Origin of the sequence: Vibrio ponticus, from assembly GCF_009938225.1 — a bacterium.
Classification (GTDB): Bacteria; Pseudomonadota; Gammaproteobacteria; order Enterobacterales; family Vibrionaceae; genus Vibrio; species Vibrio ponticus.
The window spans coordinates 1,237,510-1,255,024 of the sequence record NZ_AP019658.1; the positions used below are offsets into that span (position 1 = coordinate 1,237,510).

Annotated in this window: 16 protein-coding genes; 9 read left to right on the forward strand and 7 right to left on the reverse strand. The window is 45.0% G+C overall.

The window, feature by feature from the left end:
* Positions 1-374 precede the first annotated feature (374 nt).
* Genes GZN30_RS19715 through GZN30_RS19725 form a run of 3 tightly spaced genes read left to right on the forward strand, consistent with a single transcriptional unit; the run spans position 375 to position 3,737 of the window.
* Positions 375-1,082, forward strand: a complete 708-nt coding sequence (locus GZN30_RS19715) for a response regulator transcription factor (RefSeq protein ID WP_075650629.1) — start codon at positions 375-377, stop codon at positions 1,080-1,082.
* Positions 1,072-2,502: an ATP-binding protein gene (locus GZN30_RS19720; RefSeq protein WP_075650631.1), complete on the forward strand. Its 1,431-nt coding sequence runs from the start codon at positions 1,072-1,074 to the stop codon at positions 2,500-2,502. Before GZN30_RS19715 ends, GZN30_RS19720 begins: the two co-directional genes overlap by 11 nt.
* 2 nt (positions 2,503-2,504) lie before the next feature.
* Positions 2,505-3,737 (forward strand): ABC transporter substrate-binding protein, encoded by a 1,233-nt coding sequence (locus tag GZN30_RS19725; protein WP_075650633.1) that lies wholly within the window; start codon positions 2,505-2,507, stop codon positions 3,735-3,737.
* 86 nt (positions 3,738-3,823) lie between these two features.
* Here GZN30_RS19725 and GZN30_RS19730 read toward each other — a convergent pair whose 3' ends face one another.
* Positions 3,824-4,012 carry a hypothetical protein gene (locus GZN30_RS19730; protein ID WP_075650635.1) on the reverse strand — a complete coding sequence of 63 codons (189 nt, stop codon included), beginning with the start codon at positions 4,010-4,012 and terminating at the stop codon, positions 3,824-3,826.
* Positions 4,013-4,459: 447 nt separating this feature from the next.
* Between GZN30_RS19730 and glgX the strand changes: the two genes are divergently transcribed.
* The 3 genes from glgX to GZN30_RS19745 all read left to right on the forward strand — a co-directional run bounded on the left by glgX (position 4,460) and on the right by GZN30_RS19745 (position 9,361).
* A complete protein-coding gene (glgX, locus tag GZN30_RS19735) occupies positions 4,460-6,424 on the forward strand; it encodes a glycogen debranching protein GlgX (protein WP_075650637.1) in 1,965 nt (654 codons plus the stop codon).
* Between the two features lie 164 nt (positions 6,425-6,588).
* The gene (locus GZN30_RS19740; RefSeq protein WP_332058164.1) at positions 6,589-8,355 is read left to right on the forward strand and encodes a sensor domain-containing diguanylate cyclase; all 1,767 of its coding nucleotides are present in this window, start codon (positions 6,589-6,591) and stop codon (positions 8,353-8,355) included.
* Between the two features lie 136 nt (positions 8,356-8,491).
* Positions 8,492-9,361 carry a glycerol kinase gene (locus GZN30_RS19745; protein WP_075650639.1) on the forward strand — a complete coding sequence of 290 codons (870 nt, stop codon included), beginning with the start codon at positions 8,492-8,494 and terminating at the stop codon, positions 9,359-9,361.
* A 64-nt stretch (positions 9,362-9,425) separates the two neighbouring features.
* Here GZN30_RS19745 and GZN30_RS19750 read toward each other — a convergent pair whose 3' ends face one another.
* The 5 genes from GZN30_RS19750 to GZN30_RS19770 form a co-directional block, all read right to left on the reverse strand.
* A complete protein-coding gene (locus GZN30_RS19750; RefSeq protein ID WP_075650640.1) occupies positions 9,426-9,857 on the reverse strand; it encodes a YccF domain-containing protein in 432 nt (143 codons plus the stop codon).
* 169 nt (positions 9,858-10,026) lie between these two features.
* Complete coding sequence (locus GZN30_RS19755; protein ID WP_075650643.1) at positions 10,027-10,761, reverse strand: sulfite exporter TauE/SafE family protein; 735 nt, start codon at positions 10,759-10,761, stop codon at positions 10,027-10,029.
* Between the two features lie 94 nt (positions 10,762-10,855).
* Positions 10,856-12,064 carry an MFS transporter gene (locus GZN30_RS19760; RefSeq protein ID WP_075650645.1) on the reverse strand — a complete coding sequence of 403 codons (1,209 nt, stop codon included), beginning with the start codon at positions 12,062-12,064 and terminating at the stop codon, positions 10,856-10,858.
* A 7-nt stretch (positions 12,065-12,071) separates the two neighbouring features.
* A complete protein-coding gene (locus GZN30_RS19765; RefSeq protein ID WP_075650647.1) occupies positions 12,072-12,251 on the reverse strand; it encodes a hypothetical protein in 180 nt (59 codons plus the stop codon).
* A 99-nt stretch (positions 12,252-12,350) separates the two neighbouring features.
* On the reverse strand, positions 12,351-12,776 hold the full coding sequence (locus tag GZN30_RS19770; protein ID WP_075650649.1) for a rhodanese-like domain-containing protein: 426 nt from the start codon (positions 12,774-12,776) through the stop codon (positions 12,351-12,353).
* Between the two features lie 153 nt (positions 12,777-12,929).
* Between GZN30_RS19770 and GZN30_RS19775 the strand changes: the two genes are divergently transcribed.
* Both GZN30_RS19775 and GZN30_RS19780 read left to right on the forward strand, forming a co-directional pair.
* Positions 12,930-13,889: a helix-turn-helix domain-containing protein gene (locus tag GZN30_RS19775; protein WP_075650651.1), complete on the forward strand. Its 960-nt coding sequence runs from the start codon at positions 12,930-12,932 to the stop codon at positions 13,887-13,889.
* 72 nt (positions 13,890-13,961) lie between these two features.
* On the forward strand, positions 13,962-14,252 hold the full coding sequence (locus tag GZN30_RS19780; RefSeq protein ID WP_075650653.1) for a putative quinol monooxygenase: 291 nt from the start codon (positions 13,962-13,964) through the stop codon (positions 14,250-14,252).
* A 59-nt stretch (positions 14,253-14,311) separates the two neighbouring features.
* Here the strand turns inward: GZN30_RS19780 and GZN30_RS19785 are convergent, their stop codons facing one another.
* Positions 14,312-15,118, reverse strand: a complete 807-nt coding sequence (locus tag GZN30_RS19785; protein WP_075650655.1) for a Cof-type HAD-IIB family hydrolase — start codon at positions 15,116-15,118, stop codon at positions 14,312-14,314.
* 386 nt (positions 15,119-15,504) lie between these two features.
* Between GZN30_RS19785 and GZN30_RS19790 the strand changes: the two genes are divergently transcribed.
* Positions 15,505-17,352: a M3 family metallopeptidase gene (locus GZN30_RS19790; RefSeq protein ID WP_075650657.1), complete on the forward strand. Its 1,848-nt coding sequence runs from the start codon at positions 15,505-15,507 to the stop codon at positions 17,350-17,352.
* The last annotated feature ends 163 nt before the right edge of the window (positions 17,353-17,515 follow it).

Below are 17,515 nucleotides of genomic sequence, written 5' to 3' on the forward strand. Positions count from 1 at the left end.
TGTTCAAAATTTTTCCGTCCCAGAAAAAAAGCCAACCGATGAAGGTTGGCTGCACAACTTGCCTAGGCTACCCGCTGGGTCAGACAGCTCTGGGGCAAGACAGGTGACTACACATAAACAAGTTCATTCGGTAAATAGCAATACCGCTACGAAGTGAGAGTATGTACTGCAACGGCAGGGAGTTGTGCTATTTGCCAAATCGAACTTATGATACGAGTGATCGTCATGCTAAAGGTTGCAAATTCCCTCGCATTTGTAAGAGCTCACTTACAAAAATCCCCTCTCAAAACCATCACTTTATTGAGTAAGAGATTGAGAAACCTCACTTGAATGGCATCATATACCGAGTAAAACACGATATGGCTGGGTGAGTGATGGGTGAGAAACAAATTTTAGTCGTGGATGACAACCAAGATCTGCGTGAAGCGCTGAGTGATTATTTAGGCAAAGCCGGTTTTGATGTCATAGGCGCTGAAAATGGGGTGGCAATGTGGCAACAACTAGACGTGCATCAACCTGATCTCATCATTCTCGATATTATGATGCCAGGCGACGACGGCTTTAGCTTGTGTCAGCAACTAAGGAGAACTTCTAACGTACCTATTATTATGCTCACAGCGGTTACCGAAGAGGCAGACCGTGTTGCAGGGCTTGAAATGGGGGCTGATGACTACATTACTAAGTCGTTTAGCCCGCGCGAATTGCTGGCACGCATCAAAACCATACTGCGCCGCAGCGTCACGACTCAAAGCGCCAAACTTGCACGCAAGGTGCGTTTTGCTGAATGGCAGCTAGATACCGTAACTCGTCAACTGACTCACACACCAAGTAAAACCGTTAAACAACTCAGCGGAGCCGATTTGTCGCTGTTAGGGCTATTTATCTCTCATGCCGAATCTATTTTGTCGCGTGACGACATTGCTCGTGAAATTTGGGGGCGTGATGCCGACCCATTTGAGCGTGGTATCGATGTACAAATCAGCCGCTTACGCCATCATCTCGACGATAAAGATCGCTCATTGATTCTCACTGTACGTAACAAAGGCTACATGCTTACCGCTGGTGTGCAATATGAAGGCTAAAGGACTCACCCACTCACTAGCAATGCGCACCAGCTTGTTTTTACTGTGCGTGATCGTGATTGCACAATTCCTAGCAGGTTTAATCTGGTACCAACACAGTAGCGATAAAGATGAGCAAGGCTTGAAGACGACCGTGAACAGCCTTGCCCTCAGTGCGGCCTCAACGATTTCTTTTTTCCAAACGCTACCGCCTGAATATCGCCATCTGGTGCTAAATCAGCTGCGTAATATGGGCGGCACGAGATTTTTTGTTTCACTCAATAATCATCAAATTCCGGTGGCCCCCCTACCAGAAAGTAACAGAAAAACCATGGTCATCAGTGAAGTGGAACAGGTTTTACATAACGAGCTGCAAGATGCGCCCGATATCCAGGTCGAATTCACCCGTCGTGACAAACTCAAAGTGTTCAACAAAGAATTGCCAATCGATGAATTGCCAATGTTGTGGGGGCACTACTCACTCTCATACGGCGATCTCAATCCACCCATTTTGGTGATTCAAGTGAAAGTCGATCAGCAAGCTTGGTTCTATCTTGCGGCGGTGTTACCTGCACCTTATATCAACTTAGAAACCAGCTATTTCGACATCCGCGAATGGTTCACCATGCTACTCTCGGCACTGTTACTGTTGATTTGCACTTGGTTTGTCGTCCAGCGTGAAATCCGTCCTATTCGTCAACTGGCGAAAGCGGCGACCTTGATGTCGAGCAGGCTCAAGGTACCAGAGGTTAAAGAAGAAGGAAGTGCCGAACTTCGCGCCGCGGTACACGCATTCAATAAGATGAACCGACGTATTGATAGCCACATTAAAGATCGTGAAATGCTATTTGGTGCGATTTCTCACGACTTAAAAACACCGATTGCTTGCCTAAAACTTCGCGCAGAGATGCTGGATGATGATACCGAGCGAGAACGCTTTAGCCGTATAGCGAATGACCTAGACTTAATGGTTAAGGGCGCACTGCAATGTATCAAAGAGACCGACATTCACGAAGATATCGAGCCTATCGATCTTAATCAGTTAGTCACCCATATCGCCAGTGCTATCGACCCAAACGGCGATAAAATCACAGTTCATAACCATAATGTTGACTATTACGCGGGTAAGCCGCTGGCAATTAAACGCTGTATTCAAAACTTGGTCGATAACGCGATCAAATATGGTCATAAAGCCGATATTTATCTTACCGAGTCCATTGATGCCATCACGATTCGCGTACAAGACCACGGCAAGTCACTTGACCCAACTATATTAGAAAAATTAACCCAGCCCTACTACCGAGGTTCAAGTGACCAAGAAGGTAATGGACTTGGTCTAACGATTTCCCAAAGCATTGCCAAAGCTCATGGTGGACAACTCTCACTTGAGATGACTTGCCAAGGTGGGTTAATCGCAACGCTTGCATTCCCAAGAGATTAGTTATGAGAAAAATAGCCCTAGCAGTCATTCTTGCTAGCCTTTCAGCCAATAGTGTCGCTGACGTTGAGTTCCTGCATTGGTGGACATCTAAAGGTGAGAAAAAGGCGCTCGATGCTCTCGAGCAACAGCTTCTAGCACACGACATTCCTTTGTTGCCATCACCGATTCTAGGTGGAGGCGGTGATAGCGCAATGACGGTACTTCAAGCTCGCGCTCTCGCTGGCAATACGCCAGATATCGCACAGATAGAAGGTCCTAGCATCAAAGCCTGGGATGAGGTGGGTATTGTTCATACGATCAACCAAACCGCCACGGAACAAGGCTGGGATGACAACCTCTATCCGCTCACGATTAACATCAATAAAACCGATAATGGCTATGTAGCACTACCCATTACTCTCCATCGCCTTAACTGGATGTGGGTAAACCATGACGTGTTAGAAAAACTGGAACTGAGCGTGCCAAAGACATGGCCTGAAATGTTCCAAGCAATGGAAACCGCAAAACAAAACAACGTTGTGCCTCTTGCCGTTGGTGAGCAAGCTTGGCAAGTTGCCTTGTTATTTGAAAGCTTAGTGATTGCTAACGGAGGGGTCGATTTCTATTACAAAGCCCTCGTCGAACTGCAGCGTGATCACATTGATAGCGACCAGATGCGACTAGCACTGCGCCAATTGAGAAAAATTGCCAATCTAGTTCCAGCGCAACAACCCAATCAAAATTGGGATACCGCAACCCAAGCCTTAATTGATGACCAAGCGCTATTTCAGCTTGGTGGTGATTGGATATTAGGTGACTTGCTCGCCTCTGACGTTAGCGTCCCACAAAAAATAGGTTGCTACCCTGCCCCACAATCACATAACGCATTTCTCTATAACATGGATAGCTTTCTATTTATGGCAGCCAGTGACTTTACACAACAACAAGCGACGCAAGTCGCCAATGCACTCGCTGACAAAAAGTTTCAAGCGCGATTCAACCAAATTAAAGGCTCAATACCAGTGCGAACTGACATCGATCTTCAGGATTTCAATCCATGTCAAATTCAATCGCATCAAGATTTTGTTCAAGCAACCGAAAAAGGGTTGGCAGTTCCTAGTATGACAGACTCCATGGCGGTGAACCCCGTCGCTCAACAAGCCATCAACTCTGAAATATTCCGCTATTATCGCAGTTCAGAAGTGACGGAAGATGAAGTGCTTAAACGCATTATCTCCATAGCCAAAAGTACCTAGCTGTTGCTAATGGGTCTAAAACGTATAAGACCGCCTCAATGGCGGTCTAGCTTAAGTTGTTATCCTTTGCTGATTAAGACACTAACTTACAAAGACAAACCCGCATCTTCCACACGCTGAATAAAAGCGTCGACACTTTCCGCTTGATAAGTAGGTGAGCCATTAAAATAGCGCGGTTTTTCTGGTGCTAGTGCATTCTTCAACGCTTTTTCCTGCTCAATGTCGTCGTGATACACGGTTACTCGATTGGGAATATCCTGTTTAAATGTCGCCATTATGGTCTCCTTTCATTTGGCTGCCGATTACTTCTAAGCGTAGATAAGCAAACAAAAGAGTCAAAGCAGGCGCACTCATACTGTGTAACAAAAGTTTTTTACAAACGAAATAAACAACTAATTATTAGAAACTTACATCAAATAGATGATAGTGATCATTTCCTCTACTTTGTGATCCCAGTTGCAGTAACTCACACCTACTACTACCAACCGCTATTTATTGACAACAAAACCATTGCTACAGGGCAACATTGCCCATAAAAAAATAACGTTATTCGAACTCGATCACTATTTAGACAACAAATTACTGGCTGGTGCACACTTTTTGTCACGAGTAATGCCCTATAGTTCACTATTTAAGACACAAATAAAAAGCGATGCGTTCATAACAAGAAAAAATCATCTTCATCTAACCGTATCGCCCAGCATTGGTAATAAACGACAAACATGACAACAACAGTTTCTAGCCCATTCCCACTAGGGGTAACCTTGAACGATCAAGGTTGTAACTTCGCTATCTATGCGCCTGACAGCGACGATATTCGTTTGGCTCTTTTTGACGCTCAAGGTCAACACACCACTTATGAGTTAACCGGTGAATATGCAGGCATCAAACACGTCTTTATTGAAGGTATTCAAGCCGGTCAACGTTATGGCTATATATCACTAGTACAAGGTCAAGAACACTACATCGCAGACCCATACGCTAAAGCGCTTGATCATCCTCTTGACTACAAAACACCTTTTAATGCGCGAAAGAGCTTCCAACTTGCAAAATGTGTGGTCACTAACGATCACTTTGATTGGCAAGGGGTTGAGTCACCTAAACGAGCCAAAGAAGAGATGATTTTGTTTGAGACGCACGTAAAAGGTGTCAGTAAACTCAATCCTGAAGTAAACCCTGAACAACAAGGGCGTTATCTAGGGCTCGTCAGTGAGGCTATGCTGAACTTCTACAAACAGCAAAATATCAACACTATTCAGCTGCTCCCTGTCGCAGCTTGTATGCACGAACCTCACCTACTCAATATGGATAAGGTGAATTATTGGGGTTACAACCCGTACCTATTTATGGTGCCAGACCCAAGATATGCGGACAAAGACGCGGTCACGGAATTGAAAACTGCGATTCGTGAGCTGCACAGAAACGGTATCGAAGTCATACTGGACGTCGTCTACAATCACACGGCCGAAGGCGGTCCAGATGGTCCTGTATTTAACCTTAAAGCGCTAGATAAGCGATACTATCTTAAACATGGCAAATACTTTGCCAACTATACTGGCTGTGGCAACACCCTAGACCTCGCCTATCAGCCGACACTAAACTTAGTGATGGATACGTTGCGCTATTGGGTAACTGAATATCATATTGATGGATTTAGATTTGACTTGGCCGCCACTCTGGGGCGAGAAGGAGAAAACTTCAATCCAAACGGGGGGTTCTTCAAGGCTGTCGCCCAAGATCCGACTTTAAAACAAACTAAGTTGATTGCCGAACCTTGGGATATTGGACCAAATGGCTACCAAGTAGGCAACTTTCCATTTGGCTGGAACGAATGTAACGATCGCCTGCGAGATACCAGTCGCAGCTTTTGGCGAGGAGACCAAGGTTACCTTACTGAACTTGCAACACGCATTATGGGTTCTCGCGATCTGTATAGTGCCGCCAACTGGCCCTACCGTCTCACGATCAACTACATCACTTACCATGATGGTTTCTGCTTACAAGATCTGGTTTCTTATAAGTCAAAACACAATGACGCAAATGGCGAACAAAATCGCGATGGTCATGGTGATAATCGCTCAGCAAACTACGGTCAAGAAGGCGAGACAGATGATCCTCTAATCCTCGAACGACGCGAAATCCAAAAACGTAATTTCGTCACCACTTTATTATTCTCTTTTGGCATACCTCACTTCTTAATGGCGGATGTGCTGTCGCATAGCCAAAAAGGCAACAACAACGCTTACTGCCAAGACAATGAAATAAGTTGGCTCAACTGGCAATTGGATGACACAAAGCAAGAATTTCGTTCCTGGATGGCAGAAATGATTGCAGCGCGGCAAACTTACATGACGCCATTTATCCATGCTTTTAGTGGCGAAACTCGTAACAGCAACCGAGTCTATTGGCGCAAACTGGATGGCAATCCACTCAGTCATCAAGATTGGAATACGATTACCGCAGTTGGGCTGCATATGGGCATTGGCGAGTATGGTGATCAACTCTTTTACGCGATCAACCAAACCGATGCCCCCGCGAGATTTACCCTGCCAAATAAAACGGGTCAACAGTGGCAGATGGTATGCGACACTTCATCAACATTGATGCACCAGTCGGTCGAACGAAAACACGTTATGCTAGAGCCTCGTTCGATGGCCATTTTTAGCTGCAAAGCGAGTAAGGGTTAACCGATAAATCGAACATTAACTGGTAAGATAGAAATAAGCAGAGTAATCCCCTTCGACTCTGCTTATTCTTTATTGGTGCATAGGAACGGATTGCTTATAACAAGAATTGCCTTTAAAATAAGACACAAATCACAATATTTACACATAAGTTGGCAATTCCTATCATGAGTTTACCTAAGTTGGTCACGCAAACCCTTAGACCGTACGTTATTCTGTTGTCTATCGGGATGTTATATTTAGCCTACGATCAACTTAAAACTTCCGAGCACAATGCCCACTCGCAGTCGTTAGACAACCTTAATACCGCGACAAACTTGGTCTCCTATCAAATCGAAGCTGCGTCGAGTAAATTATTTTTACTTGATGACGCACAAACCCTGCATGATTTTGACAATGCGGCTAGAAGCATTTTGAAACACTCGCCAATCTATGCTGACATCATTTCGGTCAACTTGGAAACAGGGCAATATCGCTCCACCATGCTCCACCCTACTCTGCCAGAAAAAGATCCGAATATTGTTTGGACACCGCTTGTTAACCTGTCGCCAAAGATTGCCATCTCATCGCTGTATGAAAAATATCCTGACTACTGGGTCTTTGCGGTCAAATACACCCCAAATGATGACAAACAATTGTGGCTAGAATTTGACTTGATGCATACCACTCAAAGCTTACGCGGATTACGTACGTTAGATAACGGCTATGTTTTTGTCATTGATAGGCATACTGGTCGTTTGATCTTCCATCCAGATCCTAAACGCATTGGTACTGCTTCAATTAGTTATAACGGCGGCATCAGTCAGTTGGTAGAGAGCGGCACAACATTTTCCGATTATGAGTACTACTATCGCAATAAAAACAAAGTGGCTGTCTTTGATGCCGATAATAACTTTGACTGGGTGTTTATTGCGGGTACCGATCGTTCTGATATTTTAGCTGCCTCCTATCAATTTGGCTTAACTGCGATTTTTATCGTCTCACTGCTCTATATCGCCATTGCAATAAGTTACGTCACAAGACAGCTTAGTTCATCATTATCTGACTTAAACCGACAGACGGATGTCAGTAATTTTAAACTTCAATTACGCTATACCCTCGATAGATTCATCTCTCATCGCGGCGTGCAGTTCTGTCTGTATGATCAACAAAGTGGTAATTTTTCTACTGTCGACTTTCATGGCAACAACCGAATTGTCCTCAATGACAAAGCGCTGGTCGCATCATTGAAACCAAACAAGATAAGATTTTCTGGTAAAAGCGAAGCTGATTGTCTGGCAAGGAAGTTACACATTCGTACCAACCACTATGTTGTGCCGTTATTTGACCAAGAGCAATTGATCGCGGTTCTCTATATTCAGATGCGCTTACCTTCATGTGGCAATTTACTGCGCATGATCCGCGACCATAGCGAAGTTGCACTAACTAACCTTTTGTTGCGTAAAAGTCTGCTCTGCAAGGACGTGATGACCAAGCTTGATAGTCAGCATACGATGAATGCGTCTATTGACTGCCACAAAAACAGCGACAATGTGTTTTTTGCTCAGCTTGAAGTCGATTTCTTTGAACAGATCCTCAACCATCATGGTTCATTGTGCGCTGACAAAATAACCTTAGCGGTAGCAGAAATGATGCAAACTTGTTTCCCTAAACCGCGTGCCATCAGTTTGTCACGCGATGGTATGGGCAAGTTTAGCCTTCTGTTCCACGCTCACGATCAGCAAGATGCACTGACTCGCTGTGAGGAACTGCGCCTTATGATTGAGAAAAACCCAGTCCACATTGGTGAGCAAAATATCCCATTCAGCTGCAGTATTGGTGGCGGTCCAGTTAGAGCCTCACATCAAGAAACGATTTGCCAAGTTGAAAAAGCCCTATTTAAAGCTAAGGGGGCTGGTCGCAACCAAGTAAGTTTCGAGGTCTATGCTAGTTAACGATTAACCGACAAGGAGGCTAAGCCTCCTTTTGTTTTACCTAAATCACCGCGCCCACTCTCATATTCGCCGATTTCGCTTGGCGAACGATTAATGCACTGCGAAAATAGGTTCGCTATCTTGATTAGGAGCTATCATGGCAGCAGATAAACTTTCGACTTCGCAACTTGCTAAACTGCGTGACATTCCAACTAAAGAGTTTTTCCAGCAACTCAAACGTGCAGGCTACATTAACCGTAGTGACGATGGTTGGGTCTTGACCGACATTGGCGCTAAATTTGGTGGTGAGTACGTACAACATACCAAATTTGGACAATTTATCGTTTGGCCAGAAAACCTGTTGATAGATGATACCTTAAGCAGCGGCAACTTACTTAGTGCCACTCAACTGGGTGAGCGACTAAAACTCACCGCCAAACGACTCAATCTACTACTGAGTGAATTAGGTTGGATTATTAAGACCGAACAGGGCTGGCAAGCAACGCCCGCCGGTCTTACTCATGGGGCTCAACAAAAGAGCGATAAACAGAGCCAACAATTATTCGTGATGTGGCACGACACGATTACGCGTAATCAACGCCTCAAGCAAACTGTCCTTGAGTACTTAGGGCAAGATGCCGAAGCCAAGGCAACCGATAAATCTTTTTCTAACTTCCAACAGAAGTTCGCTGCCAAACACCGCACTCTTGATGGGCACTATGTGCGTTCTCGAGCGGAATTGATCATCGATAACTGGCTCTACATGAACGGTATTGTCCACGCGTATGATCGCCCACTCCCTATCGAAGCAGATCAACTGAGTGATTTTTACTTACCGAGCGGCAAAGTCTATTTGCAGTATTGGGGAAATGATCACGGCAAAATGAGCGAGCAAGAGATTGAGCGTATTCGCGGCATTTACCAGCAACATCAATTTGCATTGGTCGAAGTATTCACGGATGAGATTGATAAGTTAGACGACATACTACCAAGTAGGCTGCGCCCTCACGGGATCAAAGCTTACTAAAAAGCCGTTAGTCAGTGACTAACGGCTTCTAATCAATTTAGCAGACTATGTTACTTACGAAGTGTTACTTGCGAAGTGAGTAACGCGCCGCTGCCGCTTCTTCTTTTGATACGACGGTCTTACCAATTGGTGCGAGTGAAATTACCGCCAATTTCAAATGCTGCAATGCAAATGGAATACCGATAATAGTAACAAAACACGCTACTGCCGATAGGATATGACCGATAGCGAGCCAAACACCGGCCAACAAGAACCAGATCACGTTGCCAATCACACCGAGAGGACTGGTACCAATGTCCATTTCATTGGTCAGTTCATCACGAGAAATCGCTTCCTGGCCGAACGGGAAGAATGAGAAATTACCCATTACGAAGCAAGCTCGACCCCATGGAATACCGACAATACTGATAAATGCCAGCAAACCAAATAGCCACCACATCAATCCCATAACCACACCACCACAGATAAACCAGATGATGTTTCCTAATGTGCGCATAGTTTTAGACCCTCTTTGTAAAAACTGGCAATCATTCAAATAGACAATGTATCACTCACAACTATATGAATGAGTATAAAAGTCGAGAGCGACTATACCTTATTCTTTCTAAGTATGTGGTTCATATTTATTTGGATACTATACTTAACCAACATGAACCTGATATGAATTAAAGCGAGTTAAATCCTTGCCATACTGCGGTCGCCCCACTTATCGAGCATAGCAGTAACGCACCGATGCGGATTTTTTCTTTAGGTAAGCTATCTGTTGTTTTACGTGCTAATTGATAGCCAAGCCAGCCAGCAGGGAGCAACGGAATCGTAAGCCAAATATGGTGCAGAGTTAAGAAACCCGCTGGCGCTTGTACCGCAAGCGAGATCATTGAACTAAAGACAAAGAACGCTGATAAGTTGCCGCGCAACTGATTCGCTTCTTGATGCTGAAGCAGAAGCGCCATCGGTGGACCACCAATCGCAGAACTGGTGCCAAAAAAGCCTGAGAAGAAGCCTGCAATCCCCATTCGAGTTGGCGTCGGCTCCACGCGAAATGGCAGTAAACTCACCAAAACGGCAAACAGTACCAAGAACCCCAACCATAGCGCCAAGACATCCCCAGATACCAACACCAGTAGCAAACCACCTGCGATAGATCCTGGCACACGCCCAATCAAAGCCATTTTTAACCCGCCAATTTCGACATTATTGCGGTACTTGTAGGCATTTAACATCGAGATAAACAGCGCCACCATCACAATTGGCGATGGTACGTAGATTGGTGAAACAAAAAACAGCAAGGGTGCCGCTACAATAGCGAGACCAAAACCAATAGAGGTCTGAACGAAAGAACCAACAAAGATCAGCAGCGCAGCCAACAGCGCTTCTGAAGTGAACCACTCAGAAAACATGGATGGGATCCAACAAGAGATGAAAAAAGAGAGCTAAGTATAACTCAGCTCTCTGCAGATTGGTTAGTGATTAACCTTATAATAAGCGGCTGTTTTATGCCGTTGCCAAACGGGCGACTGGCTTATCGTTGATTGGTAGATGCAGCAGCGCGGCAGCAAATGCCAGTACCACCGTTGACCACCAGATTGGATCGTAGCTGCCATAGTAGTCATAGATACGACCACCTACCCAAGCACCTAAGAAACTGCCGACTTGGTGAGTAAAAAACACCAACCCGTACAGCGTCGATAAATAGCGTGCACCAAAGATTTGGCGAACTAATCCTGACGTCAGTGGCACGGTACCCAACCAGCAAAAACCAATCGCACCACCAAAGATGGCTGCGGTATTTTCAGTAATTGGCAGAGTCACAAAACCCGCAATTACGATAGTGCGCATCAAATACAACGCAGACATCACATAACGCTTGTTGAACTTGTCACCCATGATGCCCCAAAAGTAAGAGCCAAAGATGTTAAAGATGCCCACGTAAGCCAATGCCATCGCCGCGCTTGAGGCAGGTAAATGCTTGTCGGCTAAGTAACTTGGTAAGTGTGTCGCAATGAACATTACATGGAAACCACACACAAAGAAGCCAGCGTGGATCAACCAATAACCTTTGTGACTAAACGCTTCTTTCAGTGCTTGCGATAAGGTTTGATCATCTTGAACTTGGTTTACTGCACCGGCATTCGCTTTTTGCGAAGTTTTCATAAACAGGCTTAACGCCATGATAATGGTACACAGCATCGCAAACACTTGCAGTGCTTCTTGCCAACCAAAGTCAGTTAACAGCCACTGCGCGCCCGGGATCACTGCAAACATGCCAAATGAACCCGCTGCGGTGGTTAAGCCAAATGCTTTTGCCGCATGCTCAGCAGGCACCACTTTCGCTACCGCACCAAGCACAATCACGTAGCTCGTCGCACTTAAACCTAAACCAACCAAAGCGCCAAGCGAAATATAGAGCATGCTCGCTTCACTGGTGATGGAAGTTAAGTAGAGACCCAACGCATAAGAAAGTGCACCTAAAAAGATAATGCGTTTAGAGCCGTACTTGTCTGCTGCCATACCAACAAACGGCTGGAAAGCACCAAATAAGAGGTTCTGCAAAGCAATGGCAAAACTAAAGAACTCACGTCCGGTCCCAAAATGCTCTGAAATAGGCATCATGAAAATACCGAACGATTGGCGAATGCCAAGGCTAGTGATCAGAATACCGATCCCGAGCCATACTAATAATGGAAAACGAAAAATACTCATAGCAACCTTAGTGATGATGAGAGTGTGAAGAGTGTCCCTCTGAGCCACTATTTTGGTGGCAGCCCATATCAACCGCTTGCTGAGCCAACAACTCAAGCAAAGGTTCGCAGTGATGTACCGCAACCAAAGTGATGCCAAGCAGCAACACCATTCTGGTTAACTGAGCAGTCAAAGATTGTGAGAACATACTGTGTCCTAGAAGAAAAAGAGCGCGGAGTGTATGGATGAAAAAATAAAACATCCAATGATATTTTTTCACATCGTATATGCGCTCTATGCATGGCGATTATACTTTGGCTAAAGCTTGTGCATAATCAACCTCTGGCACTAATTCAAACCCTTCATCGAGCCAACCCGTGACACCACCAATCATCTTTTTCACTGGTCGACCGAGCTTTGCTAAGCGTATCGCCGCTTTCTCTGTCCCGTTGCAATGAGGACCTGCGCAGTAAACCACAAATAAAGTCTCAGGCGGGTATTGGGCTAAATTTTTCTCGTTAAGGCGTGGATGGGGAATGTTCACCGCACCAGCAATATGGCCTTGAGCAAACAGCTCATCACCACGCACGTCAACTAACACAAAATCTTGCCGCTGATTGCTGATCGCATGATGAACATCCCAACAATCTGTCTCAAACTCTAATAGTCGACTAAAGTGAGCGAGCGCTTGCTCGCTAGTTGCAGCTGGAACTCTGGATACTGCACTTAACATAAACTCTCCTTGTTTTCTTTTGCAAATTGACCATTTCATTATTACGCGATGGTTAAATTTCAACCATTGGCTTTCTAGTCAATGTTCGCTAACATCAAGCCAAGATAATCAAAAACTACTCTATACTTTCACGACGGCTTAGCGAGGTAATGGATGACCAAACAACAAGCAACCCAGTGCCGAGTCGCAATACTGTCGCACCCAAACGTCTCTCTATTTGAACTTGGCTGCGCGGTTGAGCTATTTGCACTGCCGCGTCCTGAATTCGAAGTTTGGTATCAAACCGAGATTGTGAACCTTAACAACCAGGCGATCTCCACCACTGGTGCTATTGTGATGCAAACCCAGTATGTGGCGGACTTAGAAAGTTATGACATGCTCGTTGTACCCAGTTGGCCAACCGACCCATTCGACATCGACCCGCATTTGGCGGAGCAAGTCAGTCAATTTGCCAAACAAAACAAACGTATTATCTCATTCTGCTCTGGTGCTTTCTTGCTTGCAGAGCTCGGGCTTTTGCAAGGCAAGCGAGCAACCACTCACTGGGCATTCGAGCGCAAATTCCGCGAGCGTTACCCAAACGTGAATTACGCCAGCAATGTATTGTATGTGTTTGATGGTCAAATAGGGTGTTCAGCGGGAAGCGCAGCTGGTCTTGATCTCGGACTGGCCGTCATTCGCCAAGACTTGGGTTATGAGGTCGCCAATCAAGTCGCAAAAAGGTTGGTTGTTTCTGCCCATCGTAGTGGCGGGCAAGCTCAGTTTGTTGATACCCCAATGCTGCAAGTCCCTAATCAGTTTTCTCAAGCATTGGACTGGGCAAAAGCCAACTTAGCACAACCGATTCAAATCGATACTCTGGCAGAAAAAGCCAATATGTCTCGTCGTACCTTTGATCGTAAGTTTCGTAGCAGCATGAACCTTACGCCGCAAGAATGGCTCATTCGTCAGCGAACAGAATTAGCCAAAGGCTTACTGGAAAGTAAAGAGATCAATATTGAACAATTGGCAATTGAAGCAGGCTTTAATAATGCGGTGAGTATGCGTCACCATTTTCGGCGCATTGTTGGTGTCTCGCCGAAACAGTATCGCTCACAATTTCATTGCGACTAGTATCACGGCAGAACTGACTAAAACCTCTACACTTAGCAAATCTATACGAAACAAACTCAAATAAGGAACGTTATGGCTCACCTCACTATCGTTGCCAATATTGTGGCAAAACCAGATAAAGTTGATTTAGTTAAACAAGAACTGCTTAACCTAATTGAATTCACCCGCCAAGAGGAAGGCTGCGTCAATTACGACTTGCACCAAGATAACAGTAACCCTGCCCATTTCCTTTTTTTTGAAAATTGGACCAATAGAGAGCTTTGGCAGCAGCATATGGCAAACTCTCATATAGAAAAGTACCTCGCCGCGACCGAAGGCGCAGTAGAAAGCTTTGTCGTTAATGAAATGACGCACATTGGCTAACAAAAAAGCCCTGCGACTATGGCAGGGCTCAATGTATCCGGCATTGGCAAACACTGTTGTTACCCAGCGTTAAGCACTTTTTCTTTAATCACGGTCAGCACACCGTTGTCGATATTACTTGGTGCACTAAAGCGCGCCAATTTCTTCACCTCTGGATGCGCATTTTCTACCGCATACGAGTGATAGCTCGACTTAAGCATCTCAACATCATTGAAGTAATCGCCAAAACTCATGGTTTGCTCATGCGTAAAACCAAGTGTTTTTTGCAAATGCTCAATCGCAGCGCCTTTAGACGCCTCTGCATGCATAATATCGAGCCAGATACGAGCACTCACCACCACTTGGTTGGTCGCACCAAACTTCTCATTCAATATCGGGTAAACATGCTTTTCAGTACTATCAAAGTGACAAATCGCAATCTTGATAAACTCGTCTTCAACTTGCAGTAAGTCATCCACATACTGGCATTCCGCGTAGTATTTACTCAGCTCGTCAATTGCTTGTTGATCTTGCGTTTCAATATAAGCGGTACGTTTACCACAAAGCACAATGTATGCGCCTTCAATTTGACGAACTTGGGTAATAATACCTTCAACCACTTGATTACCAAGTGGGCAACAATACAGTTCTTCTTCACCCCGCATCACCAAAGTACCATTTTCAGCGATATACATCAGCTCATCTTGAATCGGCGCAAAAGTTTTACGCAAACTCGCATACTGACGCCCCGAGGCTGCAGCGAAAATAATGCCCTTCTCGGTCAGTTGGCGATAAACATCGTAAAACTCAGGTGACAACTGAGAAGATTCGTTCAGTAGCGTGCCATCCATATCGGATGCGATAAATTTGATCTGGTATTGTGACATTGAGAAATAGCTTAAATGAAACTGGGGCATTGAGATTGCTTGATCTATCGAGGAATGTAAACCCCTTATTCGATGTTGCCCGATGAGTTTATACATCTCACTGCAAAGCCCTAATCGTTACGATTAAAAATGAGCAGTAATATACTAATCACTCACTTAATGCCCTAGGTCGGTGAACAAAAACTTCAGCTAATATTAAACCGCGACCAATAAAAATCCTCACTGCTTGCTCTATTTACCTTACTTGATCGCAGTTAAATGAGAATGGTTACGCTAAAACTCCACAAAACTAGGATTCACCAACACAATATGCATAATGAACGAACAAAGTTGGACAATCCGGCAGTGAAGCCCGGTGACTCAGTACACAGATGTAAAGGAATAAAATGAACGCTACTCAATTTCTCAATCAATTGAACCGTCAATATTTGGCTATTCACCGCTGTAAAGAAGATTTCTTTTGGGAAACCTATATGGGGATCAGTGATGACCACCAAGGTGCCGCCCAAGCCCAAACTGAATGGACACAATTTCTTGGTAATGCGGATAACTTACGTCAAGTAAAGCACTACCTTGAAATGAGCAGCGAAATTACCGATGAGCAAGAAAGACAAGCGACTACCCATGCATTAAATGGCTGGCTTGCTGTGTTTAACTCGCACGGTATTGAAGATCAACAAACTGCGCAGCAACAAGCCGAGCTGATTCAATTTGAGTCTGAGCTTTTCAAAGCGAAACAGAATCATCCAATGCTTTACATCAATGATAAAGGCGAGCAAGTAGAAGGCTCGCTGCCAGTACTGTCTTCCGCTATTCGTACCAGCGATAACCCAGTCACTCGCCAATCAGCCCACCAAGCACTATTGGATTTAGAGCAATGGTTACTTGGCAATGGCTTTCTTGACTTGGTTAAGCGTCGTAACCGCTTTGCCCGCGCGCTCGGTTATGCCAACTACTTTGACTACTCAGTACAAAAAACTGAGCATATGAGCAGCGAAACATTGTTCTCTATTCTAGATGACTTCGAGCAACGCACCCGTACGGGTCATCTGCAGGCTCTCGAGCAACTGGCGCAACAAAAAGGGGCAGAGTCACTGCAAGGACATAACTTTGTTTACGCTTATTCCGGCGACGCAATGCGCGATCTTGACCCGTATGTACCGTTTTCACAGTCGCTGCGCCGCTGGATTGAATCCTTTGGTCGTTTAAATATTGACTACGCAGAGGCTGAACTGACCCTCGACCTGCTCGACAGAAAAGGGAAATACCAAAACGGCTTCTGTCATGGTCCTATCCCTTCATTCTATGACCAAGGTCACTGGGTGGCGGCTAAAGTGAACTTCACGAGTAATGCCAAACCCGATCAAGTCGGCAGTGGCTATAGCGGCATCAACACTTTCTTCCATGAAGGCGGGCATGCTGCGCACTTTGCCAACATGAAGCAAAACTCACCTTGTTTTTCAATTGAGTTTGCACCGACTTCGATGGCGTATGCAGAAACCCAATCAATGTTCTGCGATAGTTTGCTCAACGATGCCGACTGGCTAAAACGCTACGCACTGAACCATGAAGGTAAACCCGTGCCTGACAGCATCATTGAAGCCATTACTACCAGTAAACAGCCATTCAAAGCGTATGAAGAACGTTCAATTCTGGTTGTACCCTATTTTGAGCGCGCGCTTTATCAATTGAGCGATGAGGAATTGCAACCGGCACGCGTCACTGAGCTTGCCCGCCAAATGGAAAAAACTATTCTTGGCTTAGAGTGCAGTCCTCGTCCATTAATGGCGATTCCGCACTTACTTTCTGACGAAGCCGCGTGTGCTTACCAAGGTTACTTATTGGCGCACATGGCGGTCTACCAAACGCGTGCTTATTTCCTCGACAAGTTTGGTTACCTAACCGATAACCCAGAAATCGGACCGTTATTGTGTGAGCACTACTGGCAACCAGGTAACAGCGTGACCCACAATGACACTATCAAGAGTCTGACTGGCGAAGGCTTCAATGCTAAATACCTTGCTGACGAGTGTAACTTAACCGCAGAACAAGCTTGGCAAAAGCAACAAGACAAAATAGCAGCACTTGCAACGCGCACACAAACTAAGCCGAGCCCGCTCAATGCAAAAATTACCGTGGTGGATGGTGCAACCGTTTTGGCAAGTAATCAGCTATCTGACTGGGATATGTGTGAGCAATTTGAACGTTATATTTCTCACCAGTATGGTTGTTAACGTATCGATTTCATTGACATTTTCCACTGAGTAAATACTTACTAACTAAAAGCCGCATTGCGGCTTTTTTTGTTTAGATAACCACCCGCATAGATGAACATTTTTTCACGCAGCGTGATAGTTAATTTGCAACAATTAACAACTACCACTTGTTGAATACCAA

Excerpts from the sequence above, each read along its gene's own strand:
- GZN30_RS19715 (WP_075650629.1), top strand. The coding sequence starts at position 375 with ATGGGTGAGAAACAAATTTTAGTCGTGGATGACAACCAAGATCTGCGT.
- GZN30_RS19720 (WP_075650631.1), top strand. The coding sequence starts at position 1,072 with ATGAAGGCTAAAGGACTCACCCACTCACTAGCAATGCGCACCAGCTTG.
- GZN30_RS19725 (WP_075650633.1), top strand. The coding sequence starts at position 2,505 with ATGAGAAAAATAGCCCTAGCAGTCATTCTTGCTAGCCTTTCAGCCAAT.
- GZN30_RS19730 (WP_075650635.1), bottom strand. The coding sequence starts at position 4,012 with ATGGCGACATTTAAACAGGATATTCCCAATCGAGTAACCGTGTATCAC.
- glgX (WP_075650637.1), top strand. The coding sequence starts at position 4,460 with ATGACAACAACAGTTTCTAGCCCATTCCCACTAGGGGTAACCTTGAAC.
- GZN30_RS19740 (WP_332058164.1), top strand. The coding sequence starts at position 6,589 with ATGAGTTTACCTAAGTTGGTCACGCAAACCCTTAGACCGTACGTTATT.
- GZN30_RS19745 (WP_075650639.1), top strand. The coding sequence starts at position 8,492 with ATGGCAGCAGATAAACTTTCGACTTCGCAACTTGCTAAACTGCGTGAC.
- GZN30_RS19750 (WP_075650640.1), bottom strand. The coding sequence starts at position 9,857 with ATGCGCACATTAGGAAACATCATCTGGTTTATCTGTGGTGGTGTGGTT.
- GZN30_RS19755 (WP_075650643.1), bottom strand. The coding sequence starts at position 10,761 with ATGTTTTCTGAGTGGTTCACTTCAGAAGCGCTGTTGGCTGCGCTGCTG.
- GZN30_RS19760 (WP_075650645.1), bottom strand. The coding sequence starts at position 12,064 with ATGAGTATTTTTCGTTTTCCATTATTAGTATGGCTCGGGATCGGTATT.
- GZN30_RS19765 (WP_075650647.1), bottom strand. The coding sequence starts at position 12,251 with ATGTTCTCACAATCTTTGACTGCTCAGTTAACCAGAATGGTGTTGCTG.
- GZN30_RS19770 (WP_075650649.1), bottom strand. The coding sequence starts at position 12,776 with ATGTTAAGTGCAGTATCCAGAGTTCCAGCTGCAACTAGCGAGCAAGCG.
- GZN30_RS19775 (WP_075650651.1), top strand. The coding sequence starts at position 12,930 with ATGACCAAACAACAAGCAACCCAGTGCCGAGTCGCAATACTGTCGCAC.
- GZN30_RS19780 (WP_075650653.1), top strand. The coding sequence starts at position 13,962 with ATGGCTCACCTCACTATCGTTGCCAATATTGTGGCAAAACCAGATAAA.
- GZN30_RS19785 (WP_075650655.1), bottom strand. The coding sequence starts at position 15,118 with ATGTCACAATACCAGATCAAATTTATCGCATCCGATATGGATGGCACG.
- GZN30_RS19790 (WP_075650657.1), top strand. The coding sequence starts at position 15,505 with ATGAACGCTACTCAATTTCTCAATCAATTGAACCGTCAATATTTGGCT.